We start from the raw sequence: 15157 nt of genomic DNA on the forward strand, positions 1-15157 counted from the left end.
TTAGGAACGATGAAGGGGTGGGGAACATGAAAGTCGTCCCGGAGGACACGCCGGTCAATGAAACCCGGGCCGGTGAAGCGGAAAGGCGCAGCCGCAAGGCCTCCAAGGAAATCCGCCGGCAGCAGCTCATCGAGGCAACGATCGATTCGCTTGCCAAACGCGGCTATGCCGAAACGACCATGGCGGATGTGGCCGATGGCGCGGGGTTGTCGCGCGGCATCGTCAACTTCCATTTCGAAAGCAAGGAGAAGCTGCTCGTCGCCACGTTGCAATACATGGCGGACGAATATGCCGACCATTGGATGACCGCGCTGGAAAAGGCCGGCCCTTCGGCGGCGGCGAAACTCTGGGCGCTGGTGGCCGCAGATTTCGACCGCAAGATCACCACCAAGCGCAAGCTCGCCGCCTGGTGCGCCTTCTGGGGCGAGGCGAAATCGCGCCCCACCTATCAGGCACTCTGCGGTGCACGTGACGCCCGTTACCAGGAAATCTTCGAAGGTCTCGTGTCCGAGATGAAGGCGGAGGCCGGTTACGATTTCGAGGCGAAGGCGGTGACGCTGGCGCTCTGCGCCATGATGGAAGGCCTCTGGTGGCGGCTGATGATGAGCGACGGGCTCACCCGCGAGGCCGCCTTGCAGGCGGCGATCGAATACGTCGTCGCGGCCTTCCCCACGCATATGACCCGGGAGGGTCCAACAACGAGATAGGGAACAGCCTGCACAATCGGATGAGGAGATCGCGATGACTTCGGCATTGGCATTTCGGCATTTCACGCGCGCGGCGCTTGTCGCCTCGCTCCTTTCTGCGACAGCTCTTCCGGTCCTTTCCGCCGACGGTATCACCGTCTTCGACTGGTCCGGCTACGAAGACCCCGCCTTTCATCCGGCCTATACGGAAAAATACGGCTCCGAACCGGAGTTCTCGTTCTTCGGCGACGAGGAGGAGGCCTTCCAGAAGCTGCGTTCCGGCTTCAGGGCGGATCTTGCCCATCCCTGCTCGCAAAGCGTCGTTAAATGGCGCGAGGCCGGCCTGCTGGAACCGCTTGACACGGCGAAGCTGGCGAGCTGGAACGATATCCTACCGGGTATCAAAGCCATGAAAGGGCTGATGAGCGGGGCGGACGGAAAGGCCGATTTCCTGCCCTTCGAATGGGGCAATACGGTTTTGACCTATCGGACCGACAAGGTGAAGCCGGAGGAAGCCGCCTCCCTGAAAGCTTTCGCCGACCCGAAATTCAAGGACCGCATTTCGATCGGCGACAATGTCGACGACGCCTATGCGCTGGCGGCGCTGGCGATCGGGCTCAAGGACTGGACGGCGATGACCGACGATCAGTTCAAACAGGCTTCCGACTTCCTGCGCCAGGTGCACAAGAACGTCCGGCTCTACTGGACCGACAATACGGACATCAGCCAGGCGATGGCGGGCGGCGAAGTGGACCTCGCCTGGGCCTGGAACGAGACGGCCACCACACTCGCCGCCGACAACGTGCCGGTGGCGATGAAGAAGGATACGGCCGAAGGGCTTTCCACCTGGGTCTGCGGCTACGTGCGGTTGAAAGGCGGCGAAGGCGATGCGGCCGCGCAATACGACTTCCTCAACGCGATCACTGATCCGGCCATCAGCGCCTATATGGTCGAGAGCTGGGGTTATGGCCACGCGAATGCCAAGGGCATGGCGGCCGTCGATCCCAAGATCCTCGCCGACAAGGGTTATGCCGATATCGACAAGTTCGTGTCCAACACGCTCTTCCAGGCGCCGATGCCCACCGAACTGCGCCAGAAGATGATCGCGGAATTCGAGAAGATCAAATCGGGGTATTGATCCCTTTCACATAAGCGACGGCCGGCGCTGTCGCTTTACCGCTTTCGGCGACGCGCGCAGTTGAATATGTCCGATCCGCGCGCATAAGATAGGCATGGCCATCTTTTATCCGCAGGAGTTCCGTCATGTCTCAGGAAAAACCTATCGGGGCCGCTCCCGTTATCGTCGTTGATCTCCAGACCGGCATGTTCGACGGCATCGTCGAACCGCCGCTCCACGATGCCGACCGCCTGACGGAGCGCGCGCGGAAAGTGATCGACTGGGCGCGGCGGGATGGCCGGAAGGTCGCCTTCATCCGCCATGACGGGCCGGCGGGCGATCCGCTGGCGCCGGGAGAACCGGGCTGGCCCGTCTGGCCGGCGCTCGGCCAGGCCGCGGACGAACCGATCTTCTCCAAAAAGGTCGGCGATGCCTTCAGCAATCCCGAGCTTGGGAAATGGGTCGAGGAGCAAGGTGCGCCGGAGGTCGTGCTGCTCGGCGCCCAGACGGATTTCTGCATCGCCGCGACGGTGAAGGGCGCCCTCTCGAACGGGCTGAAAGTCACCGTCGTTTCGGACGCCCACAGCACGCTCGACCAGCCGGACGAAGCAGCGCCCGCGATCATCAACCGATACAATGCGCAATTCGCCGAGGCTGGCGTCAACCTGGTGACGACCGAGGCGCTCACCGGCCCTCCCGCTGGCTGACACCTAGCTCCAGCCGGCGGGTGACGCCGATCTCCTTGAGAAACACCTCGTCGTGGCTGACCACCAGCAGGGCGCCATCATAGGCGCGCAATCCCGCTTCCACGGCCGCGATGGAGGCGATATCCAGATGGTTGGTCGGCTCGTCGAGAATGAGCAGCGACGGAGGCTCCGGCCCGCCGAGCACACAAGCCAAGCCGGCCCGCAGCATTTGTCCGCCGGAGAGCGTGCCGACGACCTGCAGGGCCGCATCGGCACGGAACATGAAGCGGGCGAGCGCGGCGCGGCAGGCATTCTCGTCAGCCCGGGGATTGAGCCGCTTGAAATTGTCGCGGATCGACAGTCCTGGCTCGAGCAGGCTGACGCGCTGGTCCAGCATGGCGGATTTGACCGCCACGCGTACCGACCCGGAGAAAGGCTGCAATGCGCCGGTCACGAGCGAGAGCAGCGTCGTCTTGCCCGATCCGTTAGGTCCGGTGGCGGCAATCCGCTCCGGTCCTGTGATCTCGAAGGAAAGGTCGCGCAGGACCGGGCTGTCCGGCGCGTAACCGGCCGTGACGTTATCCATCCTGAGCACAACCCTGTTTACCGGCAGGCCTGTCGGCGGCAAGGTGACCGAAAGCGGCTGTAGGATCTCGATCTTCTGACGCGCCTCAGCCGCCTCTTCCAACGCCTGGGCACGGCGGCGTTCCGCGAGCCGGGCATTTTCTCCGCTGGTATTCTCCGCCTTGCGCTTCAGGCCGCCGGCGACGATGCGCGGCATGTCGCCTCGCGCGGCCTTCTTCTTCCCGACGCTGTCGCGGCGTGCCTTGCGCTCCACCGTCTCCTGCGCTGTGCGGTTCACCTCCGCCACCCGCTTTTCGGCATCTGCGAGATTATTTTCAGCAGAGGCGAGTTCCAGCGCCTTGCGTTCGCGGTAGTGGTTCCAGTTGCCGCCATAGCGCATCGCTCCGAGCGTGGTCAGTTCGACAATGGCATCCACGGTGTCCAGCAGTTCGCGGTCGTGGCTGACGATGATCGCACCGCCCCTCCAGCCGGCCAGCAGATCGATCACCGCGCGTCTGCCGTCACGGTCAAGGTTGTTGGTCGGTTCATCGAGAATCAGGAAATCGGGCTCGGCGAAGATCAGCGCCGCAAGTGCGGCACGGGTTCGCTGTCCGCCGGAGAGGGCTACGAGTGGTGTCTCCGCATCGGCTGCAAGCCCGGAGCGGGCCAAAGCTTCCGCCATGCGGATTTCAAGCGTCCAGTCGGCAGAGGCGATTTCATCGGCCGTTGCCTCCCCTCGCTCGGCGCGGGCGAGCAGACCAAGCGCCTCCCGGGCGCCGAACAGATCGGCAATGGTTTCGCCGGGTGATATCTGCACGCTCTGGTGCAACACGCCCACCATGCCTGAGACGGAGACCGTGCCGGACGTCGGCGACAGCTCGCCGGTGATGACCCTCAGCAGCGTCGTCTTGCCGACGCCATTGCGGCCGACAAGGCCGGCGCGTTCGGGACCGAAGCTGAGATTGAGATTTGAAAAGAGCGGCCGGCCGTCAGGCGTGGACCCAGAAAGATCGGAAAGGGTGATGGAGGCAGGCATGGATACGAAGTTCCCCAATGGCAATGCGAAGCGGCGTTGCAATCGGGGTGAAATCCATGATCGACCATCCTGTGAGTGTTGCGGGTGACTGGAATTTAGGCGGGAAATGGGTGCGATTCAAGGCGATAACGGCATCCATTGTGTCCGCTCGCGCACGCCTAAGCCCGCTCCTCCCAGAGTTTGGCGAGTTCGACGATCGTCTTCACCGCCTTTTCCATGTCCTGGCCGCTGACGAATTCGAGCGGCGAATGGAAGGCATGTCCGCCCGCGAAGATATTGGCACAGGGAAGGCCCATGAAAGAAAGACGCGAGCCGTCGGTGCCGCCGCGGATGCTGCCGCGCACCGGCTCCATGCCGGCACGGCGGATCGCCTCTATCGCATAATCAACGATTTCCGGATGCTGGTCGAGCACCAGCTTCATGTTCCGGTACTGCTCCTTTACCGTGAAAGTGTAGCTGGAGCCAGGATAGGCGGCCATCACCTCTTGCGTGATCCTCTTAAGCAGCTCTTCCTTGGTTTTGAGGCCTTCTTCGGTGAAGTCGCGGATGATGAAGCTTAAATTCGCCTTCTCCATCACTCCTGAAAGGCCGGTCGGGTGGATGAAGCCGTCGCGGTCTTTGGTCGTCTCGGGGGCCATGCCCTTCGGCAGCCGGTCGATGATTGCGCCTGCAATGCGGATGGCGTTTTCCATCTTGCCATAGGCGAAGCCCGGATGGATCGCGACGCCCTTGATGACAATCTCCACGGCATCGGCGGAAAAGGTCTCGTCCTCGATCGTGCCGGTCGTCCCGCCGTCCATCGTATAGCCGAAATCGGCGCCGAGCTTCTTCAGGTCCACCTTGTCAACGCCGCGCCCGATCTCCTCGTCGGTGGTGAAGAGAATACGGATCGCGCCATGCTTGATGTCGGGGTTGCTGATGAGGAATTCGGCCGCGGCCATGATCTCGGCGATGCCGGCCTTGTCGTCGGCGCCGAGCAGCGTCGTACCATCGGAGGTGACGATGTCATGGCCGATCAGGTCCTTCAGCACCGGGTGATCGGCTGCGCGGATCACTTGGGCTTTGTCGCCGGGAAGCTGGATATCGCCACCCCGGTAGTTCCTCACCACTTGCGGTTTGACGTCGGTGCCTGAAAAATCCGGCGCGGTGTCCATATGGGCGCAGAAGCAGATGACCGGCACATTGTTCTTCGAAGTCGTCGCCGGAATGGTGGCGTAGACATAGCCGTGTTCGTCCAGATACGCGTCGGAGACGCCGATCGCCAGCAACTCCTTGGTGAGCAGGCGTCCGAGATTTTTCTGCTTTTCCGTCGATGGCTGGGTCGGCGAGGCTGCGTTCGACTGGGTATCGATGACGACATAACGCAGGAAACGATCGGTAACGCTATCGGCCATGGTTGAAGATCCAAATCTGAGAACGGGAACTTGAGATTTGTAGCGAGGCAGAACGGCCACGTGAATGGGGTGTTTGGAAAATCCTTCGGCCGAGCAACCCTTCTTCCTCCTTTCATCGAAACGAGGACAGCAATGACCCCAAAACGTTTTGGCTTGACTCCCAAAACGTTTTGGAGAATCTTTGAAAGTAATTCGGGAGGAAGATCTTGGCCAATCTCAAACAGCTTGCGCAGTCGCTCGGATTGTCGATCACCACGGTCTCCCGTGCTCTCGACGGCTATTCGGATGTCTCCGCCGCCACCCGCGAGCGGGTCCGCGAGGCTGCCGAAAAGACAGGCTACCGGCCGAACGCATCCGCGCGCAGGCTGCGCAAGCAGCGCGCCGAACTGGTTGCCGTTACTCTTCCGAGCGATCCCGGCCATATCGGCCCGCCCCACTTCCTCGACATGCTGTCCGGCTGCGCCGAACATCTGGCCGCCTCCGGTCTCAATCTCGTCATCGCACCCGTGCCGCGCGGCGAGAGCGAACTCGAAATCTGCCGTCGCTTCGTCGACGGCCGCCGCGTCGATGCCATGCTGCTCGTTCGAACCAAGCGGCGCGACGAACGTGTGGAATTCCTGCAATCGCGAGGCATTCCCTTCGTCACCAACGGCCGCACGGAAAGCCTGGCTCCCCACCCCTATATCGACGGCGACGGCTTTGCCGGCTTCCGCTCCGCGACGCTGCGTTTCCATGCGGCCGGCCATCGCCGGATCGGACATATCGCCGGCCCGCAGGAATACTATTTCGCTCATGTGCGCCGCATGGGCTGGCAGGCGGCGATGGAGGAATGCGGCCTCGCGACCGACCTCTGTGCGGAGGGTGCGCCGACCGAGCAGGGCGGATACATGGCAGCTCTCGAACTCCTGCGTCAGCCTTCGCGCCCGACGGCACTGGTCTGCGCCACCGATGAAATGGCGATCGGAGCGTTACGGGCGCTACGCGAGGTCGAGGGCGGATACCAGATCAGCATTATCGGTCACGACGACCTGCCGATGGGCGCCTTCACCAGTCCGCCGCTCTCCACCATGCGCATGACCGGCGAGAATCTCGGCGCGAGCTTTGCCACGCTTCTGCTGCGCGCCATCGCCGGCGAACCGGCAGAACAGCTTCAGGAGCTTCATGCGATCGAATTCGTCGACCGCGACAGCCATCGCCGTCCACCCGTGGCGGCATAACCGCAGTGCATCTCAGACAATAACAATGAAGGAGGAGAAGATGAAACGTCTCATGTCATTTGGAATTCTGGCGTCCACCGTGCTGGCTTTCGCCTCGCCGGTTCTCGCCCAGACGGTTTTCGTGTCCACCCAGCTTCGCCCGATCGAAGAGGCAACGGTGGTACGCGAGGAACTCCTGCAGGATGTCGGCGAGGTCGACTACGTGGTGGAAGAACCGCCGCAGTTCGCGGTGCGCATGGAAGCCGAACGCCAGGCGGGCAAGCATACCGTCAGCCTGGTCGGCGCCCTGCACGGCGAGCTCTCGCCGCTCGCCGACAAGGACCAGCTCGAACCGCTCGATGATCTCGCCACGAAACTCGCCGCAGCCGGCATGCCGCAGTCCGTTCTCGATCTCGGAAAGCTCGGCAAGTCCAACCAGCAGTATATCCCATGGATGCAGGCGACCTATGTAATGGCGGCCCGCAAGGAAGCCCTGGAATATCTGCCCGCCGGCGCCGACGTGAACGCACTCACCTACGATCAGCTCATAGCGTGGGGCAAGAAGCTGCAGGAAGAAACCGGCCAGCAGCAGATCGGCTTTCCGGCCGGTCCGAAGGGCCTGATGGCCCGCTACTTCCAGGGCTACTTCTATCCGTCCTTCACGGGCGGCGTCGTGCGCACTTTCCAGAACGCCGATGCGGCTGCCGGCTGGGAGAAACTGAAAGAACTCTGGACCTATGTGAACCCGAATTCGACCAACTACGATTTCATGCAGGAGCCGCTGGCCGCCGGTGAAGTCATGGTCGCGTGGGATCACGTCGCGCGGCTGAAAAACGCCATCTCCGCCTCGCCGGACGACTATGTCGTCTTCCCCGCCCCCGCCGGTCCGAAGGGCCGCGGTTACATGCCGGTCATCGCCGGCCTCGCGATCCCGAAAGGCGCACCGGACACGGCTGGAGCAACCAAGGTCATAGAGCACTTGACGACGCCTGACGTGCAGCTCCTTACCGCTTCGCGGGTCGGCTTCTTCCCGACGCTGAACGTCCAGCTCCCGGAAGACCTGGATCCCGGCGTAGCCCTGCTCGCCGGTGCGGTAACGGCCACCCAAGCCTCCAAGGACGCGCTGATCTCGCTTCTCCCGGTTGGTCTCGGCGACAAGGGCGGTGAGTTCAACAAGGTCTATATGGACGCCTTCCAGCGCATCGTGCTGCAGAACGAGCCGATTGCCGACGTGCTGAAAGCTCAAGGCGCCACCATGGCCAAGCTGATGACCGACACCAAGGCGCCCTGCTGGGCTCCGGACGCCAAGAGCGACGGCCCCTGCCCTGTTGAATAAGCCTCCCAAGGCTGACGATGCCCCGGGCGCGAATGCCCGGGCATCGTATCGAAAAACCTCCGAGGCGGGAGCCGATGACCAATAATCGATCCTGGATACCCTATCTGCTGATCCTGCCGTCCGTCGCTTTCCTGGCGCTGCTCTTCGTCGTGCCTCTGGTGCAAACGATCTGGCTGGCTATGTCGGATAATGGCGTGCCCTCGCTCGCAAATGCCGAGCGGATGGTGAACGACATCAACTTCGCGCGCTCGGTCAGGAACACTTTCCTGCTGACGATCGTCGTCGTGCCGGTACAACTCTGCATGGCGCTCGTGATGGGCACGCTGGTCGCCAAGGTCGGGCGCGGCCGCGAGACCATCCTGTGGATCTGGACGATCCCGCTCGGCATTTCCGATCTCGCCGCCGGCCTCGTCTGGCTGTCGATCCTGCAGAACACCGGCTATTTCAATTCCGCTTTATTCGGCCTCGGCATCATCGAACGGCAGGCGAGCTGGCTTTCCTATCAGACGCCGGTCGCCCTTTTCCTGGCGATCGCGGTAGCAGAAATCTGGCGCGGCACGGCGATCGTCATGGTCATCATCGTCGCCGGCCTCAACCAGGTGCCGAAGGAATTCAGGGAAGCGGCCGAGATCTTCGGCGCCGGTCCCTGGACGCGCTTCTGGCGTATCACGCTGCCGCTCATCCGCCCGGCGCTGCAATCGGCGCTCATCCTGCGCACCGTGCTTGCCTTCGAGGTCTTCGCCGTCGTCTACGCTCTCGGCGGGCGCAATTTCCCGGTCCTGGTCGGCGAAGCCTACAACTGGCAGAACCAGAACCAGAATTATGGCGTCGCCGCGGCCTATGCGGTGCTGATCATGATCATCTCGCTCGCCGCCACCATCGTCTATCTGAAAGCCATCAAGGTCGATCCGGAGCGCCTGCCATGAGTTCGCAAGCAACGTCGATTAGTCCGGCAGGTTTCGTCTCCTCCCGCCGATGGCTGCTCTGGAGCGGCATCGCGGCGCTTTGCGCCTGGGTACTGGTGCCGATCTACCTCGTAGCGCTCGGAGCGCTCGGGGGCCGCCAGGGCGTCTATCAATGGCCGAAAACCGGCCTGCCGACCGGCATCTCGATCGATCCGTTCCTTCTGTTCCTGAGAACGGAAGGCGTCGTCCAGTCCTTCCTGAATTCGCTCGGCGCGGCGGGCATCACTGTGGCGCTTTCGATCATCCTCGGCGCACCGGCGGGCTATGCGCTGGCCCGCTACAATTTCCACGGCAAGGACAGTTACCGGCTGCTGGTGCTGCTCACGCGCGCCTTCCCACTGGCGATCCTCGCCCTGCCGCTCACCGTCTCCTTCATCAGGCTCGGCCTCTACGACACGATCGTCGGCGTCGGCCTGATCTACACGGTGCTGGCGCTCCCGTTTGCGGCGCTCGTCACGCAAGGCATTTTTCTCGGCGTGCCGAAGGAGCTTGAGGAAGCCGCCTGGGTGTTCGGCTGCACCCGCGTCCAGGCCTTCTTCAAGGTCGTCGCCCCGCTGGCGCTGCCCGGTATCGTGGCGACCGCCGTCTTCGCCTTCGTCATCTCCTGGAACGAGGTTTTTGCAGCCTCCGTCCTGACGGTCAGGAACCGCACGCTGACGGCATATCTGCTGACGGTGCTTTCCGAAAGCCCGATGCATTACCGCTTCGCCGGTGGCCTGATGCTCATCCTCCCTTCCGTTGTCTTCATCTTCGCGGTCAGGCGCTACCTCTTCGCGATCTGGGGCATTTCTTCCAAGTAACGGGACCATCCACTCATGGCCAATATTGTCATCGACCGTATCCGCAAGAGCTTCGGCTCCTTCGAGGCGCTGAAAGAGGTCTCGCTGACGATCAACGACGGCGAATTCGTCTCGCTGCTCGGCCCTTCCGGCTGCGGCAAGACCACGCTGCTGCGCATTATCGCGGGCCTCGAAACCGCCACTTCCGGCGACGTCCGCATCGGCGAAAAATCGGTAATCGGCCTGCCGCCAAAGGACCGTGGCCTGGCGATGGTCTTCCAGAACTATGCCGTCTTCCCGCATATGACGGTTTACGAGAACGTCGCCTTCGGGCTTCGAATGCAGAAGGCCGACGACCAGCGGGTGAAGGCGCAGGTCGAGAAGGCGGCCGGCCTGTTGCATATCGAGCAGTATCTCGACCGCTATCCGAACAAGCTGTCTGGCGGCCAGCGGCAGCGCGTCGCGGTCGCCCGCGCGCTGGCGGTCGAGCCGAAGGTCCTCCTGATGGACGAGCCGCTGTCAAACCTCGACGCGCTGCTGCGTCTCGAAATGCGCACGGAGCTGAAAACCGTGCTGCAATCGGCCGGCACCACGACCATCTACGTTACCCACGACCAGACGGAGGCCATGGGCCTGTCCGACCGTATCGCCGTCATGCATGGCGGCGTGGTCGAACAGGTCGGCCATCCGGTCGAGATCTACAATCACCCGGCAACGCGTTTCGTCGGCGGCTTCATCGGCAATCCGCCGATGAACTTCATCAAGGTGCCGGTTTCGAACGGTCAGGTGGCGGCCGGCGCCGAACTGTTTGTGGCGCCGAAGGAATCCGGCGATGAGATCGTGCTGGGCCTGCGCGGCGAGGCGGTCGAGCTGGCGCCCCTTCCCGAGGGGCTGGAAATGAAGGTCCGCGTCGCCGAACCCATGGGTTCGCATCTGCTTTTGACCGGTTCGATCCACGACCAGCCGGTCCGCGTCATCCTGCCGGCCTCGGAGACCGTCAAAAGCGGCGACACGATCGGTCTCAAGCTCGACCGCAACCGCATTACCTGGCTTTCGCCCGAAAGCGGCAAATCCTTCCCGGCCGTGATGGCCTGAGCATTCTGGAGTACCCGAAATGAACCTGCATATCACCGAGGCGAAACGCATCCTCGTCGCCAATGACCGCGGCGGCTATACGGTTCCGGCCGACCGGCTCTACCCCTTCCAGTGGAACTGGGATTCCGCTTTCGTCGCCATGGGTTTCGCTCTCTACGATACCGACCGCGCCTATCGGGAGCTGGAGCGTCTGGTCGAAGGCCAGTGGGCGGACGGCATGATCCCGCATATCGTCTTCCATCAGCCGAGCGATACCTATTTCCCCGGTCCCAATGTCTGGCGGACCAAGCATGTGATCCCCACCTCCGGCATTACCCAGCCGCCGGTCTTCGCGATCGCGCTTCGCAAGCTTTATGAGGCTGCCGGCGGACAGGCGGAAGCCCGCACCCTGCCGCTTTACGAGGCGGCGCTGAAATGGCATCGCTGGTGGTATTCCGCGCGCGACCCGGAAGGTACGGGCCTGGTGGCGCTGCTGCATCCCTGGGAGAGCGGCAGCGACAATTCTCCCGCCTGGGACATCGCGCTCGCCCGCGTGCCGACCACCACCGACACCCCCGTCATGCGCAAGGACACCGGCCATGTGAATGCCGACATGCGGCCGCGCGACGAGGACTACAACCGTTTCATCCATCTGGTCGATACCTATGCCGCCTGCGGCTGGGACCCGGCCAGCCAATGGGAAAAGGCGCCGTTCAAGATCGCCGAGATACAGACGACCGCGATCCTTTTGAAAGCCGGCGAGGACCTGGAGCATCTCGCCCGCCTGTTCGGCAGAACGGAAGATGCGGCCGAGATCTCCGCCTTCAACGAGCGGACCCGCAAGGCCATCCTCGCTCAGTGGCGGCCGAAACTCTCCCGCTTCGTCTCCCGCGACCTGATCTCCGGCGACGACGTGAACGCTGCCACGCAGGCAGGTTTCATCCCCCTCCTCTCGCTCGATCTTAGCAGAGAGATCGCCGATGCACTGGTCGAGGAGATGAAGGCATGGTCGAAGGGGCTGAAAGTGGCCTTCCCGACCACCAAGCCGGGAATCGCCAGCTGGGAGCCGAAGCGTTACTGGCGCGGCCCGGCCTGGGCAATCATCAATTGGCTGCTGATCGACGGGCTGAAGCGCAACGGACATCCGCAGGCTGCGGAAGAGCTCCGCAGGTCGACCGTCACGGCGATCGAGGCGGAAGGCTTTGCCGAATATTTCGATCCGGTGACGGGCGAAGGCTGCGGCGGCCTCGGCTTCTCCTGGACGGCCGCAGCCTATATGTGGCTGATGAAGACCTGATCCCGTATCTCCGGAAGAAACAGACGCCTCATCGGCGCCTGTTTCCGCTCTACCGCTGGCTGGCGATATCCGATGCCTGCACCGGCGGCGCTGCATTGCCCCAGCTGTTGCGGACATAGGTGAGCACGTCCGCAACCTGCTGGTCGGAGAGCCGCCAGCCAAGCGAGGGCATGGAGGGTGTCGTCCTCGCTTCGGGTGTCGCGACCGCCTGACTGCCGTTCAGCACCAGGCGGGCCAAGGTTTCGGCGCTCGGCTGCTGTACGATCGAACTGCCGGCAAGCGCCGGGAAGAGCTGTCGTGCTCCCTTGCCGTCGCCGCCATGGCAGGCCGAACAGGTGTCATGATAGATCGCCGCACCCGCCGCCATATGCGGATCGCTGGCGGCAAGCGGCTGCGGCTTTTCTGTCGGGCCGCCTTCTGTGCTCTTCAGATAGGTCGCGATCGCCTTCAGGTCCTCGTCGGTCATCAGCGAGGTCGAAGCCTGGATCGCTTCCGCCATCGGGCCGGACGCGATCGTATGCGCGTTCGCCCCGGTTTTCAGGTATTGGACGATCTCGTCCTCGCTCCAGCTGCCGATCCCGATATGGGGATTGCCGGTAATATTGGGCGCATACCATCCCTGCAATGAAGCACCCTGCAGCGCCTCGTCGGTCTTGTCCGCGCCGAGGAAGGTTTTCGGCGAATGGCAAGTGCCGCAATGGCCGGGTCCCTGGACGATATAGGCGCCGCGGTTCCATTCCGGCGATTTCGACGGATCGGGCTCGAATGCACGTGCCTCGAAATTGATCGTGTTCCAGCCGAGCATCGAGAGCCGGATGTTGAACGGAAACGGTAACTGGTTGGATTCGACCGGATTGAAGACCGGCTCCACCGTCCGCAGATAAGACCAGAGATTGCCGATGTCCTCGTCGCTCATCTTGGTATAGGCCGGATACGGCATGGCGGGATAGAGCCGCTTGCCGTCATGGCCGATGCCGGTCTTCATGGCCCTATGGAAATCCTGCTCGGTCCAGTTGCCGATGCCGGTCGCCTTGTCGGGCGTGATGTTCGGCGGGATCAATTGGCCGAAGGGCGTTTCGAGCGGAAGGCCGCCGGAAAGCGGCTTCGCTCCCGGCGCGGTGTGACAGGCGGCACAGTCGGCGAGGATCGCCTGATAGCGACCGCGGATGATTTCGTCGGCCTGATCGGGAGCCTGAGAAAAAGCGGAGCCTGACGAAAGAGCGGCCGCCGCAAGGATTACGGAAAAGACGATCTTCTTCATGCCGACACCAGAGGTTGACCCGGGTTGCGGAGATACTGCTGGCGGATGGCATCCGCCGCGAAGTAGGCAAGCGCGCCCACCGTGCCGGTCGGGTTCTTGCCGGCATTGTGCGCAAAGGCGGAGGCGCCCACGACGAAGACGTTGGGCACGTCCCAGCTCTGGAGATACTTGTTGACCGCGCTGGTGTTCGGATCCGCGCCCATGATCGCCCCGCCGGTATTGTGGGTGCTCTGATAGGGAACCGAGTCCCAGCCCTTCTTGCGCGGCGATATATTGTACTGCCTCCCGCCGAAGGTCTTGGCGATCTCCTCCATCTTGGCCGTCACCCAGGCCGACATGCGGATATCGTTGTCGGGGAAGTCGAAGGTGACGCGCAGCAGCGGCCGTCCGAACCGGTCCGTGTAGGTCGGATCGAGATCGAGATAGTTGCTGCGGGTCGGATAGCTCGATCCCTGGGAGGAAAAACCGAGCGTCGCCTTATAGGCCTTTACCGTCGCCTGTTTCCATTGCGAGCCCCAGCGCGGCGTGCCGGGTGGCGTCGGTCTGGTCTGGATCGGACGGCCGTTGGTCGGGATGCAATTGATGCCCGCCCCGCCGACGAAATCCAGCGGCCCGTGGTCGAAGGCGTCGCCGTTATAGTCGTCCACTGTCTGGCCGAGCGCGCCGGCGGCGATGAACGGATTGAAGTTCCTGTCGTCGAAGAAGACCTGGGCGCTGGAATTGGTCTGGTAGCAGTAGTTCCGCCCGACCGTGCCCTCGCCTGTGTTCGGATCGTAGATCTGGCCGATGCCCGAGAGCATCATCAGCCGGACATTGTGCAGGCCGTAGGCGCAGAGCAGCACGAGGTCGGCCGGCTGGAAGAATTCCTGACCCGAGGTGTCGACATAGGTAATGCCGCGGGCGTGCTTCTTCGAGACGTCGAGGTCCACGTGCAGCACTTCCGAGTCTGTCCTGACCTCGAAGTTCTTCTTCTTCATCAGGACCGGCAGGATGGTCGTCTGGGCCGACGATTTCGAATAATTGGCGCAGCCGAAGCGCTCGCAGAAGCCGCACATCGTGCACTGACCCATAGCGATGCCGAGCGGGTTGATATAGTCCTTCGAGAGGTTCGCCGCAGGCGTGGGGAATGGATGCAGGCCCATGGATTTCGTCACCTCGGCAAACAGCGTCGGCGCATAGGTCATCTGCAACGGCGGCAGGGGATAGTCGCGGGAGCGCGGATCTTCGAACGGATTGCCGCCCTCCTGGATTTGGCCCTTGATATTGCCCGCCTTCCCGGAAATGCCGGCGAGATATTCGAAGCGGTCGTAGGCGCTTTCCATCTCCTCGGCACTGACACCCCAGTTCTGCAGCGTCAGGTCGGCGCCCCTGCCGGAACCGTAGCGTTCGTTGAGATGGTCGACGATGCGGAAGTCGCTGTCCCAAAACCGCCAGGTATGGCCGTTCCAGTGGACACCGGCGCCACCAACCCCGTTGCCGGGCAGAAAGGAGCCGTAGTCGCGCATCGGCAGTGCCGTCTGCGCGGTATTGTTGCGCATGGTCATCGCTTCGACGGTCGGCTGCAGGAAGAGGTCGCGGCGGATCGCGTAACGGAGTTCGTCCTGCGCGTAACCGATGTTGAAATCGGTGGCCGTGTCGCGCCAGGGACCGCGTTCGATCGCCACGACATCGAGCCCCTCTTCAGTCAGTTCATGGGCAAGAATAGAGCCCGTCCAGCCAAGGCCGACAATGACGACGTCCTTGCGCGGTAGAATGGTTGTCATGAT

General features: G+C 62.8%; 13 protein-coding genes. 9 read left to right on the forward strand and 4 right to left on the reverse strand.

The features are described 5' to 3' along the window. Positions 1 to 26: 26 nt before the first annotated feature. From ACMGE0_RS17000 to ACMGE0_RS17010, 3 genes are all read left to right on the forward strand, one after another. Positions 27 to 707, forward strand: coding sequence for a TetR family transcriptional regulator C-terminal domain-containing protein (locus ACMGE0_RS17000; RefSeq protein ID WP_436817055.1), 681 nt, complete (start codon positions 27 to 29; stop codon positions 705 to 707). 34 nt (positions 708 to 741) lie between these two features. Then, positions 742 to 1824: an ABC transporter substrate-binding protein gene (locus ACMGE0_RS17005; RefSeq protein ID WP_436817056.1), complete on the forward strand. Its 1083-nt coding sequence runs from the start codon at positions 742 to 744 to the stop codon at positions 1822 to 1824. A 125-nt stretch (positions 1825 to 1949) separates the two neighbouring features. Beyond that, positions 1950 to 2510, forward strand: coding sequence for an isochorismatase family protein (locus ACMGE0_RS17010; protein ID WP_436817057.1), 561 nt, complete (start codon positions 1950 to 1952; stop codon positions 2508 to 2510). Here the strand turns inward: ACMGE0_RS17010 and ACMGE0_RS17015 are convergent. Together ACMGE0_RS17015 and pepT are read right to left on the reverse strand one after the other, a co-directional pair. Beyond that, a complete protein-coding gene (locus ACMGE0_RS17015; protein WP_436817058.1) occupies positions 2488 to 4089 on the reverse strand; it encodes an ABC-F family ATP-binding cassette domain-containing protein in 1602 nt (533 codons plus the stop codon). The genes ACMGE0_RS17010 and ACMGE0_RS17015 overlap by 23 nt on opposite strands. A 158-nt stretch (positions 4090 to 4247) precedes the next feature. After that, positions 4248 to 5483: a peptidase T gene (gene pepT, locus ACMGE0_RS17020; protein ID WP_436817059.1), complete on the reverse strand. Its 1236-nt coding sequence runs from the start codon at positions 5481 to 5483 to the stop codon at positions 4248 to 4250. Between the two features lie 206 nt (positions 5484 to 5689). Here pepT and ACMGE0_RS17025 point away from each other — a divergent pair, with 206 nt between their 5' ends. The 6 genes from ACMGE0_RS17025 to ACMGE0_RS17050 all read left to right on the forward strand — a co-directional run bounded on the left by ACMGE0_RS17025 (position 5690) and on the right by ACMGE0_RS17050 (position 12130). After that, positions 5690 to 6700, forward strand: a complete 1011-nt coding sequence (locus tag ACMGE0_RS17025) for a LacI family DNA-binding transcriptional regulator (RefSeq protein ID WP_436817060.1) — start codon at positions 5690 to 5692, stop codon at positions 6698 to 6700. A 40-nt stretch (positions 6701 to 6740) separates the two neighbouring features. Then, positions 6741 to 8015 carry an ABC transporter substrate-binding protein gene (locus ACMGE0_RS17030; protein ID WP_436817061.1) on the forward strand — a complete coding sequence of 425 codons (1275 nt, stop codon included), beginning with the start codon at positions 6741 to 6743 and terminating at the stop codon, positions 8013 to 8015. 74 nt (positions 8016 to 8089) lie between these two features. Continuing rightward, on the forward strand, positions 8090 to 8941 hold the full coding sequence (locus ACMGE0_RS17035) for a carbohydrate ABC transporter permease (protein WP_436817062.1): 852 nt from the start codon (positions 8090 to 8092) through the stop codon (positions 8939 to 8941). Further along, positions 8938 to 9780: a carbohydrate ABC transporter permease gene (locus ACMGE0_RS17040; RefSeq protein WP_436817063.1), complete on the forward strand. Its 843-nt coding sequence runs from the start codon at positions 8938 to 8940 to the stop codon at positions 9778 to 9780. Before ACMGE0_RS17035 ends, ACMGE0_RS17040 begins: the two co-directional genes overlap by 4 nt. A gap of 15 nt (positions 9781 to 9795) precedes the next feature. Then, complete coding sequence (locus tag ACMGE0_RS17045; RefSeq protein WP_436817064.1) at positions 9796 to 10854, forward strand: ABC transporter ATP-binding protein; 1059 nt, start codon at positions 9796 to 9798, stop codon at positions 10852 to 10854. 19 nt (positions 10855 to 10873) lie between these two features. Continuing rightward, a complete protein-coding gene (locus tag ACMGE0_RS17050) occupies positions 10874 to 12130 on the forward strand; it encodes an MGH1-like glycoside hydrolase domain-containing protein (RefSeq protein WP_436817065.1) in 1257 nt (418 codons plus the stop codon). Positions 12131 to 12179: 49 nt separating this feature from the next. Here the strand turns inward: ACMGE0_RS17050 and ACMGE0_RS17055 are convergent, their stop codons facing one another. Together ACMGE0_RS17055 and ACMGE0_RS17060 are read right to left on the reverse strand one after the other, a co-directional pair. Next, a complete protein-coding gene (locus ACMGE0_RS17055) occupies positions 12180 to 13391 on the reverse strand; it encodes a c-type cytochrome (protein ID WP_436817066.1) in 1212 nt (403 codons plus the stop codon). Beyond that, on the reverse strand, positions 13388 to 15154 hold the full coding sequence (locus ACMGE0_RS17060; RefSeq protein ID WP_436817067.1) for a GMC family oxidoreductase: 1767 nt from the start codon (positions 15152 to 15154) through the stop codon (positions 13388 to 13390). The genes ACMGE0_RS17055 and ACMGE0_RS17060 overlap by 4 nt, the downstream gene beginning before the upstream one ends. Positions 15155 to 15157 lie beyond the last annotated feature (3 nt).

The sequence above is a fragment of the Neorhizobium descurainiae genome (genome assembly GCF_051400715.1).
In the GTDB taxonomy this organism is placed as follows: Bacteria; Pseudomonadota; Alphaproteobacteria; order Rhizobiales; family Rhizobiaceae; genus Neorhizobium.

Coding starts and splice junctions, on each gene's coding strand:
- ACMGE0_RS17000 (WP_436817055.1), top strand. CDS start 27: ATGAAAGTCGTCCCGGAGGACACGCCGGTCAATGAAACCCGGGCCGGT.
- ACMGE0_RS17005 (WP_436817056.1), top strand. CDS start 742: ATGACTTCGGCATTGGCATTTCGGCATTTCACGCGCGCGGCGCTTGTC.
- ACMGE0_RS17010 (WP_436817057.1), top strand. CDS start 1,950: ATGTCTCAGGAAAAACCTATCGGGGCCGCTCCCGTTATCGTCGTTGAT.
- ACMGE0_RS17015 (WP_436817058.1), bottom strand. CDS start 4,089: ATGCCTGCCTCCATCACCCTTTCCGATCTTTCTGGGTCCACGCCTGAC.
- pepT (WP_436817059.1), bottom strand. CDS start 5,483: ATGGCCGATAGCGTTACCGATCGTTTCCTGCGTTATGTCGTCATCGAT.
- ACMGE0_RS17030 (WP_436817061.1), top strand. CDS start 6,741: ATGAAACGTCTCATGTCATTTGGAATTCTGGCGTCCACCGTGCTGGCT.
- ACMGE0_RS17035 (WP_436817062.1), top strand. CDS start 8,090: ATGACCAATAATCGATCCTGGATACCCTATCTGCTGATCCTGCCGTCC.
- ACMGE0_RS17040 (WP_436817063.1), top strand. CDS start 8,938: ATGAGTTCGCAAGCAACGTCGATTAGTCCGGCAGGTTTCGTCTCCTCC.
- ACMGE0_RS17045 (WP_436817064.1), top strand. CDS start 9,796: ATGGCCAATATTGTCATCGACCGTATCCGCAAGAGCTTCGGCTCCTTC.
- ACMGE0_RS17050 (WP_436817065.1), top strand. CDS start 10,874: ATGAACCTGCATATCACCGAGGCGAAACGCATCCTCGTCGCCAATGAC.
- ACMGE0_RS17055 (WP_436817066.1), bottom strand. CDS start 13,391: ATGAAGAAGATCGTCTTTTCCGTAATCCTTGCGGCGGCCGCTCTTTCG.
- ACMGE0_RS17060 (WP_436817067.1), bottom strand. CDS start 15,154: ATGACAACCATTCTACCGCGCAAGGACGTCGTCATTGTCGGCCTTGGC.